This is a genomic window from Acinetobacter sp. WU_MDCI_Abxe161 (assembly GCF_025514355.1).
Taxonomy (GTDB): Bacteria; Pseudomonadota; Gammaproteobacteria; order Pseudomonadales; family Moraxellaceae; genus Acinetobacter; species Acinetobacter pittii_E.
The window spans coordinates 210952-230752 of record NZ_JAHPTU010000001.1 but is presented as its reverse complement, the minus strand read 5'-3'; the positions used below and the strand labels follow the sequence as shown (position 1 = coordinate 230752).

Genomic DNA, 19801 nt, shown 5'->3' with positions numbered 1-19801 from the left:
ACTGGCTTTTTTAAATTTATTCATCTTCTAACATTTCTACGACTAGTTGGTTAACCAGATCAGCAGCAGCTAATTCACGTATTTGTGAGACATTACTACCCGCCCAAAAAGCACCAAAGCCATAGTCTTTATTTTTGCTTGCAATTGCATTGAGCTGCTTAGCCAAATCATAGGTATATGGATATTCGGGTTGAAGAGGGCGACTAGGTAAATCAATTTGTGTGTGCCAATGGTTGAGCAGGCCGCGGGCAGGACGTCCAGAAAGACTGGCACTGATTTGCGTTACAGTCTCATTAAATAAAGCTTTACGGTATTCAACAGATGCATTTGAAGATGGGCATTGAACGAAGGCAGTTCCGAGTTGAACAGCAGTAGCTCCTAAGCTCAACATATGTCGTGCTTGTGCTCCATTCATAATACCGCCAGCGGCTACCACAGGTCGTTTGCAATGTTGGACAATCAGATGTACTAAATCACTGGTTTTAATTGCTGCATCAAAGGTTTTATTAAAGATTCCACGATGTCCACCAGCTTCAATCCCTTGAGCAATAATAATATCAATACCTGCCGCTTCAATGGCTTGTGCTTCAACTAAATTGGTAGCAGATACCATCGTGATAATTCCAGCATCTTTTAACGCCTGAATTTGATGAGGATGGGGAATACCAAAATGAAAACTGACAGCTTTAGGTTTGGTTTCTAATACGACATTTAGAAAATCATCGTTATCAAGAAAACTTGGATAAATACAGTTTAAGTTTTGAGGAGGCTGTTCTCCGAACTTTTCAAATTGTGGACGTAAATATTCAATCCACTGTGCTGATGTTTGAGGATTAAGTTGTTCGGGCTGATGGCAGAAAAAATTAACCTGAAATGATTTTTCTGTAAGTGTTTGGGTTTTTAAAATCTGTTCTCGAGCACTTTGCGCTGTATTTGCACCTAGACCTAAGGACCCCAGACCACCCTGATTAGAAACTTCTGCGGCAAGTTCAGGCGTAGATACACCTGCCATAGGAGCAAGAAAAATCGGATGTTTAATTTCAAGTTGTTGTAATAGGGTCATTTTATTCACCTCATTTCTTTATCTTCACCATAGCGTGAAAACCGAACCAAGCGCAAATAATATTGGGCATTTAGTTTTTAAATATTTATTTCTTAAATAATTAAAAGTTCTGATTTTTTAAAGTGGAGAAACATGAAATAAAGACCCGATCCAGCTTGAAAAAGCCATCGCTAAAATTCCCCACAAGGTAATACGTAAACTTCCTTTAAGTTTAGACGTACCTGCGAAATGACTGGATAGCGCCCCTAAAAAAGCTAATGAAATAATACCAAATATTAAAACTGTTTTTTCAATCCAAATTTCTGGACTGAGTAAAATAGCCAGCATGGGAAACAACGCCCCAAATGAAAATGAGCCAGCTGAAGCTAATGCGGCTTGGATAGGATTTGCTGCGGTATTTTCGTGAATACCAATTTCATCGCGTGCGTGAGCACCTAAGGCATCATGATTTGTAAGTTGTGTAGCAACTTGTCGAGCTAAATCAGGCTCTAAACCTCTGGCTACATAAATTTGAGTGAGTTCATCCAGTTCACGTTGCGGATGCTTTTTAAGTTCTTGTGCTTCAAACTTTAAGTCCGCTTTTTCAATATCTTCTTGTGATTTTACTGAAATATACTCTCCGGCAGCCATAGAAGTTGCACCAGAAATTAAACCCGCAATGCAGGTAATAAGAAGCGTATGAGCAGTGGCTCCACTTGCAGCCATTCCCATGATTAGACTTGTAACAGAAATGATCCCGTCATTTGCACCTAAAACGGCTGCCCTTAACCAACCTGAGCGGTGAATAAAGTGATGTTCTGAGTGTTGGGAAAAGGACATGACTTTACCTTTTTTAGTTATAAATTTTTATCTTATCCTATAAGATTATTTACAATAATACGATTAAAAAATGTGTCATGATAGGAAAAACAAACAGATAAGTACTTTTTAAAACATAATATAAAAGGAGATAAAATGAACAACTTATGGAAGGCTTCTATAGACTTAAATAGTGCAGTTTATGAGTTTAATTATAATACTTATTGATTAAATTTTAATTCTATTTCTACGCAAACATTCTATCTACTTTCAACTAGAGGTCTCAATGAATAGCAAAACAATAAAATCTCTAACCCGTTCCTTTATCGTTATAGGTTCGATCTGTCCAGCTTTAGGCCTCTTAAGTGTTGAGACTACCTTTGCCCAAGAGATTGTGAATCAAGAATATAAACCGGGTAATCCGATTTATGATAAGTGGGACCAATTTTATAAAATTGAAAAGACTCAACCTGAAAATGCCGAGAAGTTATTATTAGAACTTGGAGAGATGACACCGCAAGATATTAAAGTCTGGAAAAGCTTAACTTATTTACAGATTCAGCTAGGGAAACAAGAAGCTGCTTTGCAAAGTTTGAGAAAAGCAGAGGCATTGGACCCAGCAGATGATAATTTAAAATTACAAGAAGCCTATTTGCTCAATTCTCAAAAAAATAATAAAGAGGCATTAGTGGTTTTTAAGGAGCTTACACAATCAAAAGATGCTGATATTGCCACCAAAGCGACACAGGCTGTAAAAAATCTAAGTGGAGGGGAAGTCAAAACTTATTTCCGAGATGTTTATTTTGCGCCTTCATATGAGTCACGTTATGACGATGTGATTTTCCCACTTAAAGCTCGCTATGGTAAGTACCTCGATAATGGTCGAGCACAGGTTTACGGTTTTTTAAACCTAAACCGCGATACTCAATCTCAAGGTGGTGTACGACCTGAAATTATTGATGAAAATGCAGTAACTCTAGGTGTGGGCGCTAATTATCAACCTTGGACTTCTATACCTGTGCGCATGTATTTAGAAGTGGGGGGAAGCTACGATCTGATTGATCGAAATAGAGATAAGTTTCGTGAAAGTGTTGTCGGTGGGGTGACAGGTTATCAAGAGTGGTATTCTCAAAATAGTTGTAATGAGTCACTTTGCTTTAATGATTACTTCACTGATTTATATGGCAATGCAGCGACTTATTCTAGAGAAGATTATAACGTTATTGGTGATTTGAGATTACGCACGGGTCTGAATGTCTATAAAGGTGAAAACGGAACTGTACAGGCTTATATGAAATTGCATGGTTTAGCTGACAGTAAAGATGAATATTACAATAACTTATTTGAATATGGCCCCGGCATTTCATGGCAGCCTTTTAATTATCAACCTATAAAATTACGTGTAGAACGACTATATGGCAATTACTTTAAAGATGTGCCAGTAAATACGAAAGATCATTACAACAATACTCGAGTAGAACTCGTTTTTTATAAGGATTTTTAAAATGAAGAAAGTTTTTATATCTATTGTATTTGGAACCCGTCCTGAATTAATCAAACTTGCTCCTGTTATTTTATTGGCAAAACAAGATCCTCGCTTTCAAGTTGAGGTAATTTTTACTGGACAACATGATGAATTGGTCAGAGATGCGATAGATTTCTTTGGGGTTGAAATTGACCACCGTCTTAAAATTATGAATGCTGGACAAAGTTTAAACCAGCTATTAATTCATGGTTTGAGTCAAATCGAGAATGTATACGCTGACAGACAAAAAAGAGATGCAATTGTTATTCAGGGGGATACAACAACTGTGTTAGCCGCTGGTTTAGTCGCGTTTTCAATGAAAGTTCCTGTTGCGCACGTTGAAGCTGGTTTGCGTTCTTATGATTTGGATCATCCCTTTCCTGAAGAGGGAAATCGTCAGTTAGTTTCACGTATTACCAAATGGCATTTTGCCCCGACTGAACAATCAAAAAGAAATCTACTTAATGAACAAATTCCGCCAGAACTCATTACTGTTACAGGCAATACAGTCGTTGATGCGGTGTATTTAGGACGTAAGTTAATTTCCGAAAAATCTGATTTGAAGAATCAGCTTGAACCTTATGGAATTCAATTAAAGCAGGATGACAAAGTTGTACTTATTACTGCTCATCGTCGTGAAAACTTTGGTGGTGGAATTCAAAATATTTGCAATGCGGTTGAGCATTTAGCCCAAGATCATCCTGATTTACATTTCATTTGGCCGGTCCATTTAAACCCAGCCGTACATGATGTGGTTCATGATAAGTTTAAAAATCATTCGCAGATCCATCTTGTTAAACCATTAGACTATCCTAGTTTATTGGCAGTCATAGACCGATCTACTTTTATTTTGACGGACTCAGGTGGCTTACAAGAAGAGAGTCCATCATTTAATAAGCCAGTTTTAATCTTACGCGATACTACAGAGCGGCCTGAAGTTGTTGAAGTTGGGGCAGGTGTTTTAGTTGGTACAAACCAACAAAAAATTATTGAAGAAGCTGAAAAGCTACTCACTGATCAACAGCACTATGAGAAAATGGCGCATGTAGAAAACCCATTTGGTGATGGGCAAGCTGCTCAACGTATTCTCGATCAAATTGCTAAATCTTATGAATTGGCATAATGGTGAGTTAAGAATTCTTCTCACTTATGGATTTATTAACACCACCATAAGTGAGTCGGTACCATAAGCTCACAATATTAACGCACCAATGGCTCATGTAATGAGGACCATCAAAAATATAAACAGTTTTGCCTTCGTACGCTTTTAGCTGAGAAATAATTTCCCAAGGATACGCGGCTCTAAATTGCCCATTCTTTTTTACCCTAAAAGCTTCTAACACTATAATTACTCTATCTTCCCCAAGCTTCTGTTCAAGTTGTTCTAAAATATGTTTGGCTTGTTGAGGTGAGCGAACACCCACGCCAACACCATCTTGAAAAAAAACTCCAGTATGGTCAGGTAGCCAGCTTTTAACCCACAAATCATAATGTTCAGGTTCGCTTTCGCCACTATAAATACTTACCCAGACTGGTGAGGGGAGTTTAGATAATACATGACCTAAAGCACTTACTCTTAGCCAAGTTGGATCTGCTTCTACTGGAAAATAATAACCTTTAGGTGCTATTTTTTGTTCTTTTATAATTTGGGTAGATTTTTCACCTAACTCAATGACATTAGCTCGAGCTTTAGGTTCATTATATTCACCTGCTAAGCCCAATATGATGTTTTTTGCCCAAGGTTCTTGTTTAATTTTTTCTAAATTAATAGCTTTTTCCCATTGTGGAAAATTTGACTCTTTCCACCATGATTTAGATTCAACCACAGACCATTGGGGAACAAAGGTATCAACACCTAAATAGTGCCAATTTCCATCTGGTGGAGTTGTATCATTGTCGGGCTGCCAAAAAATGCCTTCAATATGCGGGGCTTGACCTTGATGTTTGAAAAGCCCCGCATATGCGATGACACTACATATAATTAAAATAATAAATGCAGCTATTTTAATTGGTATCTGTTTTCTCATTATTTCGTCTTAACCAGTACCACAAGAAGATAATTATTATCATAATTGCAGAGATAATCACAACTAATAAGAAGAAAGAAGACTGTTGGACTAAAGGAGCTTTTTGATTACCGACGATGAGTTTTTGTAAAACATAGATATTTCCATTTTCCGAAACTAACATTTTGGTCACGTTATTTGGAATTTTATGTTGGATCTTTTCCCAAAGGTGCATAAAAGTTTGTGCACCACCTTCGGAATCAGTAATCACATCAAAACGATTATTGTTATAACTAACAATGAAGCCATTCTGCGCAGCAGGTGCATAAATAATATCCTGATGCATTAATACCTGTTGCTGATAAATATCTTTATTCACACGGACATTTACGGATTGTGGCGCGTTCGGTGAATAACGGACTAGATTGAGAGGCATTGGTGCTTCTGTCAAAAGCATTTTTTTCGCGGTTTGACCTAATACAATAGCAATATTTAACGCGCCCGATTGATCATCAATCGCAATAGTCGGAGTCGTTGCTAAAGTCATTGAAATTGCTGCCACCCCATTTTTGAGTTTATGAGGAAGCTTTACAGTAGATTTGGCTGTGTCAATCCAAAGTGAACCGTGTGCATTAGGTAAACACTGAGAATTGGCAATAACCGAGTTTTCTAGCTTTAGACTAAAATTTGTCGTATTAGAAATAGCTTTTGCAAAAATATTGAACTGACGGTTTACTGGGTCTGAAGCCAGATCCGCCGTTTTCATACTTCCTGCAAGCCCGCCATCAATCCAAGCCGTAATATTGGAACCTTGTAATAAACCACTTTGAATACGAAGCGCAATTTGTCCTTGCAAAATATCAGTTGGTTGCCATACCGCAGGGAAATCAAGGAACAAGTTTTTTTCGGCGTGATTTAATCTGAAATCTTCAATGCCTAAATCAGCGAGTGTATCGATTTTTTTAAATTGAGCCCAAGTTGGATGGGATATCGTATTTGGGAAAAGTGCACTTCCTGTACTCAATTGTTGTACATAAGAAGGATTAATTAACCCATTTATTGCACTCGTTAAGTCTTGTTGCGTGTGATAAGTAATGGAGAGTGTAGGTACACCATCTACAGGTTTCGTAATTTGTACTAATGCTCCGCCTTTTAGTGGTGCTGGTGAGCGAATAACTTCAATAATAAAGTTTGTTTCCGGATTTAAATTAGTTTGACCTGAATCGACCCATTCAATAGGGGTTATTGAAGTCCATGAACTTGCCAACCTAGCGAGCATGGAGGCTTCTGTAATCTCATTACGATTATATTTTAAAATCCCAACAAAAGGAGTTGGACGTCTCGCTTGTGGGTTAAATAAAGCATCTGGCAAGTCTTTTAAACGGTATTCATTACGAATAGGTGTAAAGTCGAGTTGGGAATTGCTTAAATAAGTTAGGTGATCAATATCTTCTGTACAGAATGTTTCTCTGGTTTGATTAAGCGTAGACGGTTTCGCATATTGTTGAATAATAAAATCCAAACGATGAAAGCCACTCTGACTTGCGGGGATATCAAATTTGAATTGACCATCACCGCTCAACGTAGTGTTATAAATCAGTTTATCATCATATTTTACGAGTAAAGTTGTATCACTTTCCGTGGAATAATCACTTGAAAATTGAATGCTTTGCCACTGGGCACCTTTTCCAATATAGAAAAAATGTGGCTCGACTGTATATTTGGTTGAGGTACTAATATCGTCGAGTTTCCATGTGTACGCATGAGCAGACATGGCGAGCATAAGACTGGTGCTGGCAAGGAGCACTTGAGCTGTTTTATAAAGATCAAAAGTCTTTTTCATTTATTTTTTCTCCTTGCTACGTTCCGTTTTGTACCATTGAAGGGAATTACCCTGTATTTTATTTTTAAGCATGTCATATGCGGCTTTAAATACAATAAAAAGAAAGATTTGTGAGTAACTTACATAAGATATAACAGAGTAAAAGTAGAGTTCTGGTTTAACTTTTTCGAGCGAAAGGGTAAACCACATTTGTGCGACATATAGGCAAAATGAAAGCCCCCACAAAGTGGTAAATGGCCCCGGGACTGAAATACCTGCAATATCAAGCAGCCCAAGAGTTAAAGTGATATGACTCCAGAATAAAGCGGGTACAAAAAGTATGTAGCACATAATGTTATTTAGAATTTCAATTCCGATAGGAAAAGGCGTTCTTAACGCTACGGGTAAATATTTACGAGTTACATAAAAATTACCTTGAGTCCAACGGGAGCGCTGTTTAACAAATACACTTAAAGAGGGTGGGTCTTGCTGCCAACCAATTGCATAAGGCACCCATTTAATCCGTTTTTGGCCGATAAAAATCCTAAAACTCATTTCCGTATCATCGACTAATGATTTTTCATCAAAACCACCCAAGGTTTCTAAAGCATCACGCCAAATGACATAGTTTGTGCCCATTAATGTCGATAGTTCAAAACGTTGCCAACGCCCGCCTTGGAAAATCCATTGGAAAAAGATGAATTCGATTGCGATAAATCGGGTCAAAATACTATCTTGCCAGTTGCGCGTTCTTACTTTGCCATTGACGGCCACTAATTTTTTATCGGCAAGGAGGGTTTGAGCGAGCAGGCGAACACAATCGGGTTCTGGTGTACTGTCCGCATCATAGACAACAATCAATTCGCCTTTGGCATGGGGAAGGCCATTATTCAGCGTTCTAGATTTACCTTTGCCCCCCATTCCTTTAGGAACATTGACAATTTTTATGCAAGGATAAATCTGTGCCAAATTTTCGGCAATTTCTAAGGTGTTATCTTTAGATCCATCATTAATCAGTAGAACTTCATATGCTTCGGCTGGGTAATCTTGTTGAGCAATTGCATGCAAAGTATCTTCAATCACAACGCCTTCATTGTAAGCAGGGATCAAGACACTCAGAACGGGCCACCTCTCTGGTATAGGAAGGTTTTGTAATTCTTTTTCCGCTGTTTTTGAATATTTCCAAGCTTGATAACTTAACCACGCCCAAAATGCTTGTGGAATCCAAATCCCTAAAAAACCAAATAAAAAGAGAATATCAATTGGAGCCATTTGTTCGTACCCTCCTGATAATAGAAGAGATGAGCAACAATAGTAAAATTAGCCCGACTACCAGTGAAAACCAAGATATATAACTACCAAATGTACCGAGAAGGTTTGGATAACTACTTGTTAAAATAAGGTCAAGCGGAACTACAACAGTGCTTAGCCCAATGAAAATATAGCCAAGAAGGCTTGTTTTTACTTCTTCGGGTGTACTTACATAATTGATATTATTAAATTTCCAAGAGATACCGAGTTGAGGGTATCGAATATTTGTTGTTGGCAAATCAGCAGGAGGATTAATAATAATTTCATAACCAGACATATGGTTATTAAAACTTTTAGCTGAGTAGAATAAATGTTGGCCTTGCAAGATTTCTCGTGAAGGTAGGGGAAGCTGTGCCGGATTAAATTGAATAATATAGCTACCCGCAGGTTGTGAAATTAAATTTTCATCCCAACCTGTTGAAACAAAAGCAGCCATGGGCCGTAAACCAATAGCAGTGGAAAATGTGGCTTTGGCCGCAAAATATTGAGGTTGCTCTGATTTATAGAGTGCAATCGGAATCGCACCTTGGCTTACTGCTTCTTTGAGCAAGAAATAATGAGGAAATCCGAATACTTCATCCGGTAATATAATGCCAGGCTTAATTCCTTTGTGAATCAGCTGTTGAAAACTATCTGAACTGATTTGGTCAATTGTAAAAACAGGCCACCATGTATCTTGAAATGGGAAAAACATAGAAAGATCATCTGTACTCTGAACTTCTTTTTTATTTTGTTCTGCTTTAATTTCACAATGATAATATTGGCGGTAGAACTGTTGTAAAGTAGCGTCTGGATATTGGCTAGAAGCTATAATAATTCCACAAATATTAAGAAGATTGGACATTAGTTCATCTCCTCAGGCGGAATAGGAATAACTTTATATTCCACCTCAAGACGTAGTGTCATAATTTCTCTTAATTTTTTAATAAAATCAGGTTCTTCATCCGTTTTTTGGTTGCGAATTACAATACTGTATATTTTTTCAAGATCATCATCGGCAAATTGGAAAATAATTTCTTGCGGCTGATGTTGGCTCAAAATTTTGATCATTTCATTTTGAGTGGTTTTCCATACATCATCACCTAACATTTCTTTAATTAAGCTTCGGTTGAGAATTTTGATTTCAAAGACTTCATAGTCTTGTATTTGATGATGATCGAGAAGTTTAAAGAAACTACGTTGAAAGTACTTGAGTGCACTCAGCGGGAAAATATCACGTCGGTAATTACGGTCATAGCTTTGAATGTCACGGTACTTTTGGACATTAATTTCAATATTATGGCGTATAGCGCTAAGAAAAAGAGGAATGAGAGGGATAATAAAAAGTAAAAGAAGCTGCCTTTCAATATGGGTTTGTGCACTTAAATCAAGCAAGAAATATACAGCAACCCCTACGAAAGCGATTAGCCCAACGATTAAAGATGCACCAACTTGTAAAAAAGCTCCAGAAATTAAAAGAATAAGGATGAAAATCCAGCTTCCTCTAAAACTTACAGGCAACCACTCATACGCTACTATGCCCATAAATAGATGAGCTGCGATAATCCATAAGACGAGTGTTCTTCCAGGGTTCTTTTGTTGTTGTTGCATGTGAGCTATGGTTACCTTCTGGTAATGATAGTTTTTATACTTTTATTACTAAATGTGAGGTATTACGAAGTTATTGTTGTTTATGACCTTTTTAAGTATCTATTATGTTTATTTTTAGATCAAAGTCACCATTTAGTCAAATACTGTTATTATTTTTTAATTAAAAATAAACAGATAAGACCTAACTCTTATTTAAATACTCTTGAAAGTTTCAATTGCTTTAAGACGGGTTTCCTTTAAATCAACTATTGGTTTTGGATAATTTAACTGAGTATTCGTTTTGGTTGAGTAGGGCTCATGAATGGCTTTATTGTCTAGATGAGCTAATTCTTCAACCCATTGACGAATATAATCCCCATTTGGATCAAATTTCTTTGATTGAGCAATAGGATTAAAAATTCTAAAGTAAGGTACAGCATCGGTTCCTGTAGAAGCGCACCATTGCCAACCACCATTGTTTGCTGCTAAATCACCATCGATTAAATGCTCCATAAACCATTGTTCACCAATACGCCAATCTATCAGTAAGTTTTTACATAAAAACATGGCAGTAATCATGCGAACACGATTATGCATCCATCCTGTTTTGAGAAGTTGGCGCATTCCAGCATCAATAATCGGTATACCCGTCTGGCCAGTTTGCCATGCGGTGAGGTGCTCGGGATTATAATTCCATTTGATTTTCTGAGTATCCTTTTTAAATGGAATGTGTTTAGAAACATGGGGGAAATCAAATAAAATATGTTGATAAAATTCTCGCCAAAGCAGTTCATCTAGCCAAGTCTGCTGGCCTACATTCGTCAAATGAAAGTTGCCATGTTCAGTTCTAAAAAGGGCCTGTAAACACTGACGAATAGACAAAATTCCAAGGTTTAAATAGGGAGAAAGTTGACTAGTTCCTTTTACATGGGGAAAGTCACGCTCTAATTTATAGTCAGATAAATGATCTTTAATAAATACGTCGAGCTGCTCTAGAGCAAATCTCTCTCCAACTGGCCATAGGTCTTCTTGTTCTTTAGAAACAGATGAGTCAAAAAAAGCTTCGATATCTTCTAGAGTTAAGCTGTTTATTTTTGAAAAAGAAGTGGGGTAGTCATTTTGTTTTTCAGGAATCGGATAGCATTGAGGTAAACCGCTAATATCCAATTTTGAATAACAGGCTTTTTTGAATGCACCGAAAACCTGATAGGGCTGTTGTGACTGATTGCGAATAGAACGTAAAGGAAAAATTGTACGGTCATGGAATAAAAATAGTTCTTTACCTTGCTGATTTAAAACTTCCTGTACAGTTTTATCTCTTTTTAATTCATTAAAGCCGATCTCTATATTTGAATAGACGTTTTCAATATTGAGCTGATTTGTCAGTTTACCTATTAAGTCAGCAATACCTTTCCAGTAAGGAGTGACTTGGATAATAAGTGGAATATTAAGCTGTTCTAATTCTTTTTTGAGCTGTTGAAGCTGACGTAAATAGAAATTAATTTTTATAGGTGCGTCGTGGTGCGTTTGCCATTGTTCAGGCGATAAAATAATTAATCCAATACAAGGTCCTTGTTGAGAAGCATGCCATAAAGCAGCATGGTCTCGAACTCTTAAATCCTGACGAAACCAAACCAGCTGATTTACGTTTGACATGAAAAATGACCTTTATAAATTTAAGTGAGCGAGAGAATTATTAAAATAGTATATAAAAATAAAAACATAAAAAAAGCAAAGCCGAAGCTTTGCTCTTATCATCTTTAAAGATGAATTAGTGGTGATGACCACCAGCACCGTGTACGTGACCGTGATCTAATTCTTCTTGAGAAGCATCACGGATTTCTACGATTTCAACTTCAAAAGTTAAATCTTGACCAGCAAGTGGGAAGTTAGCATCAACAACAACGTTGTCGCCTTCAACCGCTTTAACAGTAACGATCTGAACGCCGTCATCTGTTTGAGCTTGGAATTGCATACCAGGTTGGATGTTCTCAACACCTTGGAACATTTGAGCTGGAACTTCTTGCACTAGGTCTGGGTTGTATTCGCCATAACCTTCAGCAGCAGGTACGTTAACAGTAAATTTTTCACCAACAGTTTTACCTGTTAATGCATTTTCTAAACCAGGAATGATATTGCCTGCACCGTGCAAATAGGCAAGTGGTTCACCTTGAGATTGATCAAGTGTTTCACCCTCAGCGTTTGTTAATTTGTAGTGGAATGAAACCACGTGGTTATTTGCAATAGCAGTCATGTTTTTGATCCATTCAATCAATTGAAGCGTACATCATAAAGTGAAAAATAAATTTTGTAGACTACAAAATCTTAATCTTTGGCACTTTTTCTGATGCGTTTTTATATAAATAGGGACGAACTTAAAAAATTCAACTTAATACAGCTTAATTTTTGGACGTACACGTCTTGTAAGTAAATCTTTCATTGTGAGTATTCCAGCCTGAGTGTATCCGTGAATCGTTGCTTGATGTAAACGATATAAAGAGACATACATGGTTTTTGCAATGTAGCCTTGCACACTGACATCACCAAGTAATTCTCCAACGGCCTTATGACGACTTAAAGACACGAGAGAACCTTTGTCGTTAAATGTAAACATCGGCTGTGATCGGCCATTTAATCGAGCAGCCATAGCATCGACTAAGAAACTCGCTTGTTGACTTGCAACTTGAGCACGTGGGCCAAGTGGAGGTTGTCTTGCATCCAGTTGGCAATGAGCACAGTCACCAAACGCAAATACATTTGGATCGGAGTAGGTTTGCAACGTTGCATAGACCATCAGACGGTTAATATTATCACGTTTAAAATCGGTAAAACTTTCTAGAACCTTAGGTGCTTTTACGCCTGCCGCCCAAACAGTAATATCACTTTTTAATTGATTACCATTGCTAAAGTAGATGCAATGCTTATCAATTTTTTCAACGCGGTGTTGAGTTAAAATTTCAACGCCCATTTTTTTGAGCTGCTCAGCACTGTGGTCGGCAGTTTTATCACTTAGAGCAGGTAAAATACGTTCAGAAGCTTCAATCAGTGTAATTTTGACTTGGTTGGGATGAATTTTCTTTAGACCATATTTATAAAAGTTTTTAGTTGTTTCAATTAACTCAGCTGCAAGCTCTACACCTGTCGCTCCAGCTCCCACAATTCCAATATTTAAAGTTCGCTGATTAGGTTGATTTTGAGCCTCAATATAAAGATGTAATAAATCTTGCTGGAAAACATCGGCTTGTTTTCTGCTGTCGAGGAAATGGCAGTTTTCACGCACACCTGTTGTATTAAAGTCATTGGATACTGAACCAAGCGCTAAAATAAGCGTATCATAACTTAATTCTTGCGGATGATTTTGTTGTTCCTTAGACAGCTGAGGAGGAATTAACTCAATTAATTTTTTGTCTTTATTAACGCCAACTAATGTTCCGAGCACAAATTCATAATGATGTTTTTCTGAGTGTGCAAAATAGTTTGTTTGTTCTTCGTGCGGATTTAAAGAACCAGCAGCAATTTCGTGAAGTAAAGGTTTCCAAATATGGGTGAGGTTTTGGTCAACCAATGTAATCTTTGCTTTACGGTTTTTCCCAAAAGTTTCACCGAGTTGTGTGGCCAGTTCTAAGCCACCAGCTCCACCACCAACAATTACAATATGATGTAAATTTTGGGTCATTTTTTTCACCTAATTATTTTTCTATAAAAAAAGATGGCTAAATTATGCCATCTTTTATTTATAAAATTTATTGTGCGTCTGTGCACAATTTGATGTTTTTAGTGCGAATCTACAGGGTAGAGTTTTGCCGCGCTATGTTCACTTGATGAAAAAATAGAGAAGAGGCTAGAAAACCACATTGCGATTTTTTGGAAAATATTGGCTTCTTCAATATGTACGTTATCTTCAATTTGAAGACTACGGATCAGTTGATTATTTTGATAAATCGATACTGTTGCCAAGCTCATGACTTTCATTAACGGCGCAGTTAATTGTTTTTCATTCAGCTCAATGTTTACACGGGTTTGAGTCGTTTCGAGTGGAGCAATAATTTTTGGTTGCATGTTGCTGTCGAGGACTTGGACACGTTGAGTCACATTGTCAAAAGTATTTAAATCAATTGGTGTCGGGTCTGCATATAAAGACGTCGTTACAATGGTCGGTTGCTTTGTTTCTACCTTAAACATTTTTAAAGTCGATTTTACAACAGGCAGTTCAGCAATTAATTTTTGTTCAGGAATAATCACTTCATCACGTGTATAGGCATACGCAAGATTCATTAATTTATCTGCAATCTCAGCACGTTTTACTGCACTTGGCGTACCTAAAACGATTACTAATAAACGTCTTTGATTTAGGTTAGATGAGAATGAAGGACGTGAAGCCGTTAAAGCCAAGTTGTAACCTGCTGCCTTGGTATATCCCGTTTTTAAGCCATCTACAGATAGATCATATTTCAAAGCAAGATTAGTCGCGTGGTGGAAACGTTGGTTATAGCTAAAGCTTGGCATTTTTGAATAGTGTAAATATTCAGGGGTCTGCTTAATGACAGCCTGACTTAATAAGCTAAGGTCGTGTGCTGTAGTGAAATGATCAGGCATCGTAATTCCGGCAGGATTACTAAAGTGAGTATCTTTCATACCTAATGCCTGAGCTTCCTGATTCATACGTTGTACAAAGTGAGGAACATCACCAGAAATTTTTTCAGCTAAAGTCACGGCTGCATCATTCGCAGACATCACGATTAAACCTGCCAATAACTGATCAACCGAAATTTGTTCACCAGCTTTAAGATACATTTGTGATTCATCCCACTGCACAACACTAACCACTGGAGTCGCAGTAATGATTTCTTCTTTTTTCAATTTGCCAGCTTTAATCTCTTTTAAGGCAATATAGGCAACCATCATTTTGGTTAAAGATGCTGGTGCACGTTGCACATGGCTATTATGCTCAGCAATAATTTGACCCGATTGAGTATCTACAATAGTCCATGCAGCAGCTTCAACACTTTCAGGTGCAATATTGAGTAATGCAGCATGGGTTAGGGTAGTACAGAAAATACTAAAGAGGGTAAAAAGAGATAGAAAAAATTTCACGGATGACCTTAACTTTCACTGGCAAATACGGGACACAGATGCACAGCATGCTATGCCTTTTTTTCATGGAAGGCTAGTGGGAATTGTTGCCAAAAAATACATCTACGCAAGACGATACAAAAAAGTGATAATCTAATGTGAAGCCGTTCTTATTTTAAATTGAAGAATTTATGTTGCATTATCAAATTGAGTTCGATGATTACAAACAACACCTTGTTCACGTGACAATTCGTTTTTTAGCCAACCCGAATCAGGAACTTTGGTTACCAACGTGGATTCCGGGTAGTTATCTAATTCGAGAATTCTCAAAACATATTGAATCCGTTAAAGCTTATGATGAAGCTGGTCGTCTGCTAGACATTAAAAAAACGAGCAAGAATCGCTGGCGTTTATTTAATACAGACCACGAATTAATGACGATTGAATATGATGTGTATGCATATGATTTGTCGGTACGTGGTGCGTATGTCGATCAGACTCGTCTATATATCAATCCAGCATGTGTATGTTTGGCTTTAGAAGGGCAAGAGCAATCTGCATGTGAAGTGGAAGTTTTCTTGCCGGATGAATTAAAGCATTTTCAGTTAGCAACAGGCTTAGCTTCAAAAAGTTTAGTTAAAGGTCGATTTACTTTAAAAGCAGATCATTATGATCAACTGATCGATAGCCCATTTGAATTAGCTGACCAAACACGCTTTAGTTTTGAAACCCATGGCATTGAACATGAGTTCGTAATTTCTGGTTCGCATAATACGAATATTGATCGTCTAAAGGCAGATATTGAAAAGATTTGTGCAGCTGAAATAAATATGTTCGGTTCAGCACCATTTAAAAACTATACCTTCATGACCATGGCAACAGGGAATAGTTATGGTGGGTTAGAACATTGTAATAGTACAAGTTTGATCACACCACGTGACGATTTGCCAAAGTCGAATGAACCAACTGAACCTTCTAAAGACTATCAACGTTTTTTAGGCTTATGTAGTCATGAATATTTTCATTCATGGTTAGTCAAGTTCATCCGTCCAGAAAACTTTGCAAACTATAATTTGCATCAAGAAGGCTACACGTCTTTATTGTGGATATTTGAGGGTTTTACTTCATATTACGATGACTTGATTTTATTACGTAGCGGCGTGATTTCTCAAAAGTCTTATCTTGATTTACTCAAAGCACAAATTGATCGCTATTTACAAAACCCAGGCCGTTTTGTTCAAACAGTGGCCGAATCAAGTTTTGATGCTTGGATTAAATTTTATCGTCAAGATGAAAACTCAAATAACGCAGGTACGAGTTACTACAATAAAGGTTCATTGGTAGCATTATGCCTAGATTTAGGTTTACGCCTACGTGGTTCTAGTCTTGATGCTTTAATGCGTCGGTTATATGAAAATACTCAAAATGGTATGCAAGTAAATGAAAGAACCATTTTTGATTTATGTAAGGAACTGACGGGTGATAGCTGGATTGAACAAATTAATCATTTGATTAATACCACTGATGAGTTACCACTTGATCAATTGTTCCCTGAGTTTGGCTTAAGTTATAGAGTTAAAACGGACAAATCTTTGCCACTAGGTTTAAAACTTGTTGATAAGCCAGAAGGTGTACTCGTACAAAGTGCTCGTCGTGATGGCGCAGCAGCGAAAGCAGGTATTTCTGCTCATGATGTAATTATTGCAATTGATGGGTTAAAAGCGACCACTAAACTTGTTGAGAAGTATGCAAAGCAGGGTGGTACTTACACTATCTTTGCTTTCCGCCGCGATGAGTTACTAACTTTTGACGTTGAGTGTGCTACATCTGATTTAACTGAAGTTGAACTGGTGATTGAAGATCAGGCGAAAACCGATAAATGGTTAAAGGCTTAAATAGCAGTTAAATCGTTTATAAAAACCGATGTTTTGTACATCGGTTTTTCTTTTGAATGGCATAAAAAAATAGTCAAGCGCGTTATCTTTGAGTTTGTTTTGAATGAAAAGTATAATAATTGTCAGAACTCTGAAAGATATCTCATGTAATTTAAGAGTGTTCTATACCTAGAAGGTTGGTAAAGCTATATGTATGACCTTAAGTTAGGTATAAGAATATTATTAATAGATTTAAATTATGTATTATTTCACTACGAAATGTCGTTATCACTGGATATTTCGTTGACTGGAAGGCAATGAGAGCCGATACTCTCAGGGTTTTATTTAAGCATATCGGTTCGTAGGCACTGGGCCACAAGCTCGGTCCTCAACACTCAATCAAACGGAAGGGGCTATATATGGCTGGTGAAAAGTCAACTATTATTTACACACTGACTGATGAGGCGCCATTATTGGCGACCTATTCGCTACTGCCGATCATTGAGACCTTTACCAAGCCAGCTGGCATCGAGATTATTAAAAGTGACATCTCTGTAGCTGCACGCGTGCTCGCAGAATTCGCTGATTACCTAAGTGAAGAGCAAAAGGTATCTGACAACCTTGCAGAGCTAGGTCGTCTTACACAAGATCCAGATACAAACATTATCAAACTCCCGAACATTAGTGCGTCTGTTGCGCAATTAACTGCATGTATTAAAGAGCTTCAATCAAAAGGTTACGCAATTCCTGATTATCCGGAAAATCCGACGACTGAAGAAGAAAAATCAATCAAAGCTCGTTATGGTAAGTGCCTTGGTTCAGCAGTAAACCCTGTCCTTCGTGAAGGTAACTCTGACCGCCGTGCTCCTGCAGCAGTTAAAAACTATGCGAAAAAACACCCTCATTCAATGAGCGAGTGGAAACAGTGGTCACAAACTCACGTTTCACATATGGAAGAAGGTGACTTCTACCATGGTGAAAAATCAATGACACTTGATCGCGCACGTAATGTGAAAATGGAACTTATCACTAACAGTGGTAAGAGCATTGTTCTTAAGCCAAAAGTTGCGCTTCAAGAAGGTGAAATCATTGATTCAATGTTCATGAGCAAGAAAGCACTTTGTGATTTCTATGAAAAAGAACTTGATGATTGTAAAGAAGCGGGAATTTTATTCTCTTTACACGTAAAAGCGACAATGATGAAAGTTTCACACCCGATCGTTTTCGGTCACTGTGTGAAAATCTATTACAAAGAAGCTTTCGAGAAACACGGTAAGTTATTTGATGAGTTAGGCATTAACGTAAATAACGGTATGGCTGGGTTATACGAGAAAATCGAAACTCTTCCTACTTCATTACGTGAAGAAATCATTGAAGACTTACATGCTTGTCAAGAACACCGTCCTGCACTTGCAATGGTTGATTCGGCAAAAGGCATCACTAACTTCCATTCACCAAACGACATCATCGTTGATGCTTCTATGCCAGCAATGATCCGTGCCGGTGGTAAAATGTGGGGTGCTGATGGTAAGCAATATGATGCTAAAGCTGTTATGCCAGAATCAACATTTGCCCGTATTTACCAAGAAATGATCAACTTCTGTAAATGGCATGGTAACTTCGATCCGAAGACTATGGGTACAGTACCAAACGTTGGTTTGATGGCTCAAAAAGCTGAAGAATACGGTTCTCACGACAAGACTTTTGAGATTTCAGAAGCAGGTATTGCAAACATTACCGATCTTGACACTGGTGAAGTGTTATTGACTCAAAATGTGGAAGAAGGCGATATCTGGCGTATGTGTCAGGTTAAAGATGCTCCGATTCGTGACTGGGTTAAACTTGCAGTAACTCGTGCACGTAATTCAGGCATGCCTGCAATCTTCTGGCTTGACCCGTACCGTCCACACGAAAACGAGTTGATCAAGAAAGTACAAAAGTACTTAAAAGATCATGATACAACTGGTCTTGATATCCAAATCATGTCTCAAGTACGTGCAATGCGTTACACACTTGAGCGTGTAGTACGTGGCTTAGACACGATTTCTGTGACTGGTAACATCTTACGTGACTACTTAACTGACTTGTTCCCAATTATGGAACTTGGTACTTCTGCAAAAATGTTGTCTATCGTTCCGCTAATGGCGGGTGGTGGTATGTACGAAACTGGTGCAGGTGGTTCAGCGCCAAAACACGTACAACAACTTGTTGAAGAAAACCACTTACGTTGGGATTCTCTTGGTGAGTTTCTTGCGCTTGCAGTATCTTTAGAAGAAATGGGTATTAAAGAAAATAATGCTCGTGCCAAGTTACTTGCGAAGACTCTTGATGAAGCGACTGGTAAATTGCTTGACAATGACAAGTCTCCATCACGTCGTACTGGTGAAATTGACAACCGTGGCAGCCACTTCTACTTGTCACTTTACTGGGCTGAAGCGCTTGCTGCTCAGAACGAAGATGCTGAGTTGAAAGCTAAATTTGCTCCTCTTGCTAAAGCTTTAGCTGAAAATGAAGAGAAGATCGTTGCTGAACTTGCGCAAGTACAAGGTAAACCAGCGGACATCGGTGGTTACTACGCAATTGATCCGACTAAAGTAAATGCTGTAATGCGTCCAAGTGCTACATTCAATGCAGCTCTTGCAACAGTTGAGGCTTAATTACTAACTCGTTAGTAAATAGCTTAAGAGCCGGTGCATATGCACCGGTTTTTTATTGCCTAAAAATAAAAGACATTAAAAAAGCCCACTGATGTGAGCTTTA

At 37.8% G+C, this 19801-nt stretch carries 15 protein-coding genes; 4 read left to right on the top strand and 11 right to left on the bottom strand.

The window, feature by feature from the left end; translation table 11 throughout:
- Nucleotides 1-16: 16 nt before the first annotated feature.
- Complete coding sequence (locus tag KTI78_RS01085) at nucleotides 17-1063, bottom strand: NAD(P)H-dependent flavin oxidoreductase (RefSeq protein WP_262444959.1); 1047 nt, start codon at nucleotides 1061-1063, stop codon at nucleotides 17-19.
- A 117-nt stretch (nucleotides 1064-1180) separates the two neighbouring features.
- A complete protein-coding gene (locus tag KTI78_RS01080; protein WP_262444958.1) occupies nucleotides 1181-1882 on the bottom strand; it encodes a VIT family protein in 702 nt (233 codons plus the stop codon).
- A gap of 265 nt (nucleotides 1883-2147) precedes the next feature.
- Between KTI78_RS01080 and KTI78_RS01075 the strand changes: the two genes are divergently transcribed.
- Both KTI78_RS01075 and wecB read left to right on the top strand, forming a co-directional pair.
- Nucleotides 2148-3365: a tetratricopeptide repeat protein gene (locus KTI78_RS01075; protein WP_262444957.1), complete on the top strand. Its 1218-nt coding sequence runs from the start codon at nucleotides 2148-2150 to the stop codon at nucleotides 3363-3365.
- A gap of 1 nt (nucleotide 3366) precedes the next feature.
- The gene (gene wecB / locus KTI78_RS01070) at nucleotides 3367-4509 is read left to right on the top strand and encodes a non-hydrolyzing UDP-N-acetylglucosamine 2-epimerase (RefSeq protein WP_262444956.1); all 1143 of its coding nucleotides are present in this window, start codon (nucleotides 3367-3369) and stop codon (nucleotides 4507-4509) included.
- 7 nt (nucleotides 4510-4516) lie between these two features.
- On the opposite strand, the gene KTI78_RS01065 is transcribed toward wecB, so the two are convergent.
- From KTI78_RS01065 to KTI78_RS01025, 9 genes are all read right to left on the bottom strand, one after another.
- A complete protein-coding gene (locus KTI78_RS01065) occupies nucleotides 4517-5413 on the bottom strand; it encodes a hypothetical protein (RefSeq protein WP_262444955.1) in 897 nt (298 codons plus the stop codon).
- On the bottom strand, nucleotides 5391-7235 hold the full coding sequence (locus KTI78_RS01060) for a hypothetical protein (RefSeq protein WP_239975178.1): 1845 nt from the start codon (nucleotides 7233-7235) through the stop codon (nucleotides 5391-5393). Before KTI78_RS01060 ends, KTI78_RS01065 begins: the two co-directional genes overlap by 23 nt.
- A complete protein-coding gene (locus KTI78_RS01055) occupies nucleotides 7236-8486 on the bottom strand; it encodes a glycosyltransferase family 2 protein (protein ID WP_224991477.1) in 1251 nt (416 codons plus the stop codon).
- Nucleotides 8473-9369: a hypothetical protein gene (locus tag KTI78_RS01050; protein ID WP_262444954.1), complete on the bottom strand. Its 897-nt coding sequence runs from the start codon at nucleotides 9367-9369 to the stop codon at nucleotides 8473-8475. Before KTI78_RS01050 ends, KTI78_RS01055 begins: the two co-directional genes overlap by 14 nt.
- The gene (locus tag KTI78_RS01045) at nucleotides 9369-10115 is read right to left on the bottom strand and encodes a hypothetical protein (protein WP_016140323.1); all 747 of its coding nucleotides are present in this window, start codon (nucleotides 10113-10115) and stop codon (nucleotides 9369-9371) included. The genes KTI78_RS01050 and KTI78_RS01045 overlap by 1 nt, the downstream gene beginning before the upstream one ends.
- Before the next feature lie 192 nt (nucleotides 10116-10307).
- Nucleotides 10308-11750: a cryptochrome/photolyase family protein gene (locus KTI78_RS01040; RefSeq protein ID WP_262444953.1), complete on the bottom strand. Its 1443-nt coding sequence runs from the start codon at nucleotides 11748-11750 to the stop codon at nucleotides 10308-10310.
- 115 nt (nucleotides 11751-11865) lie between these two features.
- Nucleotides 11866-12348 (bottom strand): peptidylprolyl isomerase, encoded by a 483-nt coding sequence (locus KTI78_RS01035; protein ID WP_002118581.1) that lies wholly within the window; start codon nucleotides 12346-12348, stop codon nucleotides 11866-11868.
- 135 nt (nucleotides 12349-12483) lie between these two features.
- Complete coding sequence (locus KTI78_RS01030) at nucleotides 12484-13770, bottom strand: NAD(P)/FAD-dependent oxidoreductase (protein WP_224991474.1); 1287 nt, start codon at nucleotides 13768-13770, stop codon at nucleotides 12484-12486.
- A gap of 98 nt (nucleotides 13771-13868) precedes the next feature.
- A complete protein-coding gene (locus KTI78_RS01025; RefSeq protein WP_016140326.1) occupies nucleotides 13869-15188 on the bottom strand; it encodes a D-alanyl-D-alanine carboxypeptidase PBP6B in 1320 nt (439 codons plus the stop codon).
- Nucleotides 15189-15358: 170 nt separating this feature from the next.
- On the opposite strand from KTI78_RS01025, the gene KTI78_RS01020 reads away from it, so the two are divergent.
- Both KTI78_RS01020 and KTI78_RS01015 read left to right on the top strand, forming a co-directional pair.
- On the top strand, nucleotides 15359-17062 hold the full coding sequence (locus KTI78_RS01020; protein ID WP_016140327.1) for a M61 family metallopeptidase: 1704 nt from the start codon (nucleotides 15359-15361) through the stop codon (nucleotides 17060-17062).
- A 398-nt stretch (nucleotides 17063-17460) separates the two neighbouring features.
- The gene (locus tag KTI78_RS01015) at nucleotides 17461-19698 is read left to right on the top strand and encodes an NADP-dependent isocitrate dehydrogenase (protein WP_002118624.1); all 2238 of its coding nucleotides are present in this window, start codon (nucleotides 17461-17463) and stop codon (nucleotides 19696-19698) included.
- The last annotated feature ends 103 nt before the right edge of the window (nucleotides 19699-19801 follow it).

Coding starts and splice junctions, on each gene's coding strand:
- wecB (WP_262444956.1), top strand. CDS start 3,367: ATGAAGAAAGTTTTTATATCTATTGTATTTGGAACCCGTCCTGAATTA.
- KTI78_RS01050 (WP_262444954.1), bottom strand. CDS start 9,369: ATGTCCAATCTTCTTAATATTTGTGGAATTATTATAGCTTCTAGCCAA.
- KTI78_RS01060 (WP_239975178.1), bottom strand. CDS start 7,235: ATGAAAAAGACTTTTGATCTTTATAAAACAGCTCAAGTGCTCCTTGCC.
- KTI78_RS01035 (WP_002118581.1), bottom strand. CDS start 12,348: ATGACTGCTATTGCAAATAACCACGTGGTTTCATTCCACTACAAATTA.
- KTI78_RS01030 (WP_224991474.1), bottom strand. CDS start 13,770: ATGACCCAAAATTTACATCATATTGTAATTGTTGGTGGTGGAGCTGGT.
- KTI78_RS01015 (WP_002118624.1), top strand. CDS start 17,461: ATGGCTGGTGAAAAGTCAACTATTATTTACACACTGACTGATGAGGCG.
- KTI78_RS01040 (WP_262444953.1), bottom strand. CDS start 11,750: ATGTCAAACGTAAATCAGCTGGTTTGGTTTCGTCAGGATTTAAGAGTT.
- KTI78_RS01045 (WP_016140323.1), bottom strand. CDS start 10,115: ATGCAACAACAACAAAAGAACCCTGGAAGAACACTCGTCTTATGGATT.
- KTI78_RS01080 (WP_262444958.1), bottom strand. CDS start 1,882: ATGTCCTTTTCCCAACACTCAGAACATCACTTTATTCACCGCTCAGGT.
- KTI78_RS01020 (WP_016140327.1), top strand. CDS start 15,359: ATGTTGCATTATCAAATTGAGTTCGATGATTACAAACAACACCTTGTT.
- KTI78_RS01055 (WP_224991477.1), bottom strand. CDS start 8,486: ATGGCTCCAATTGATATTCTCTTTTTATTTGGTTTTTTAGGGATTTGG.
- KTI78_RS01065 (WP_262444955.1), bottom strand. CDS start 5,413: ATGAGAAAACAGATACCAATTAAAATAGCTGCATTTATTATTTTAATT.
- KTI78_RS01085 (WP_262444959.1), bottom strand. CDS start 1,063: ATGACCCTATTACAACAACTTGAAATTAAACATCCGATTTTTCTTGCT.
- KTI78_RS01075 (WP_262444957.1), top strand. CDS start 2,148: ATGAATAGCAAAACAATAAAATCTCTAACCCGTTCCTTTATCGTTATA.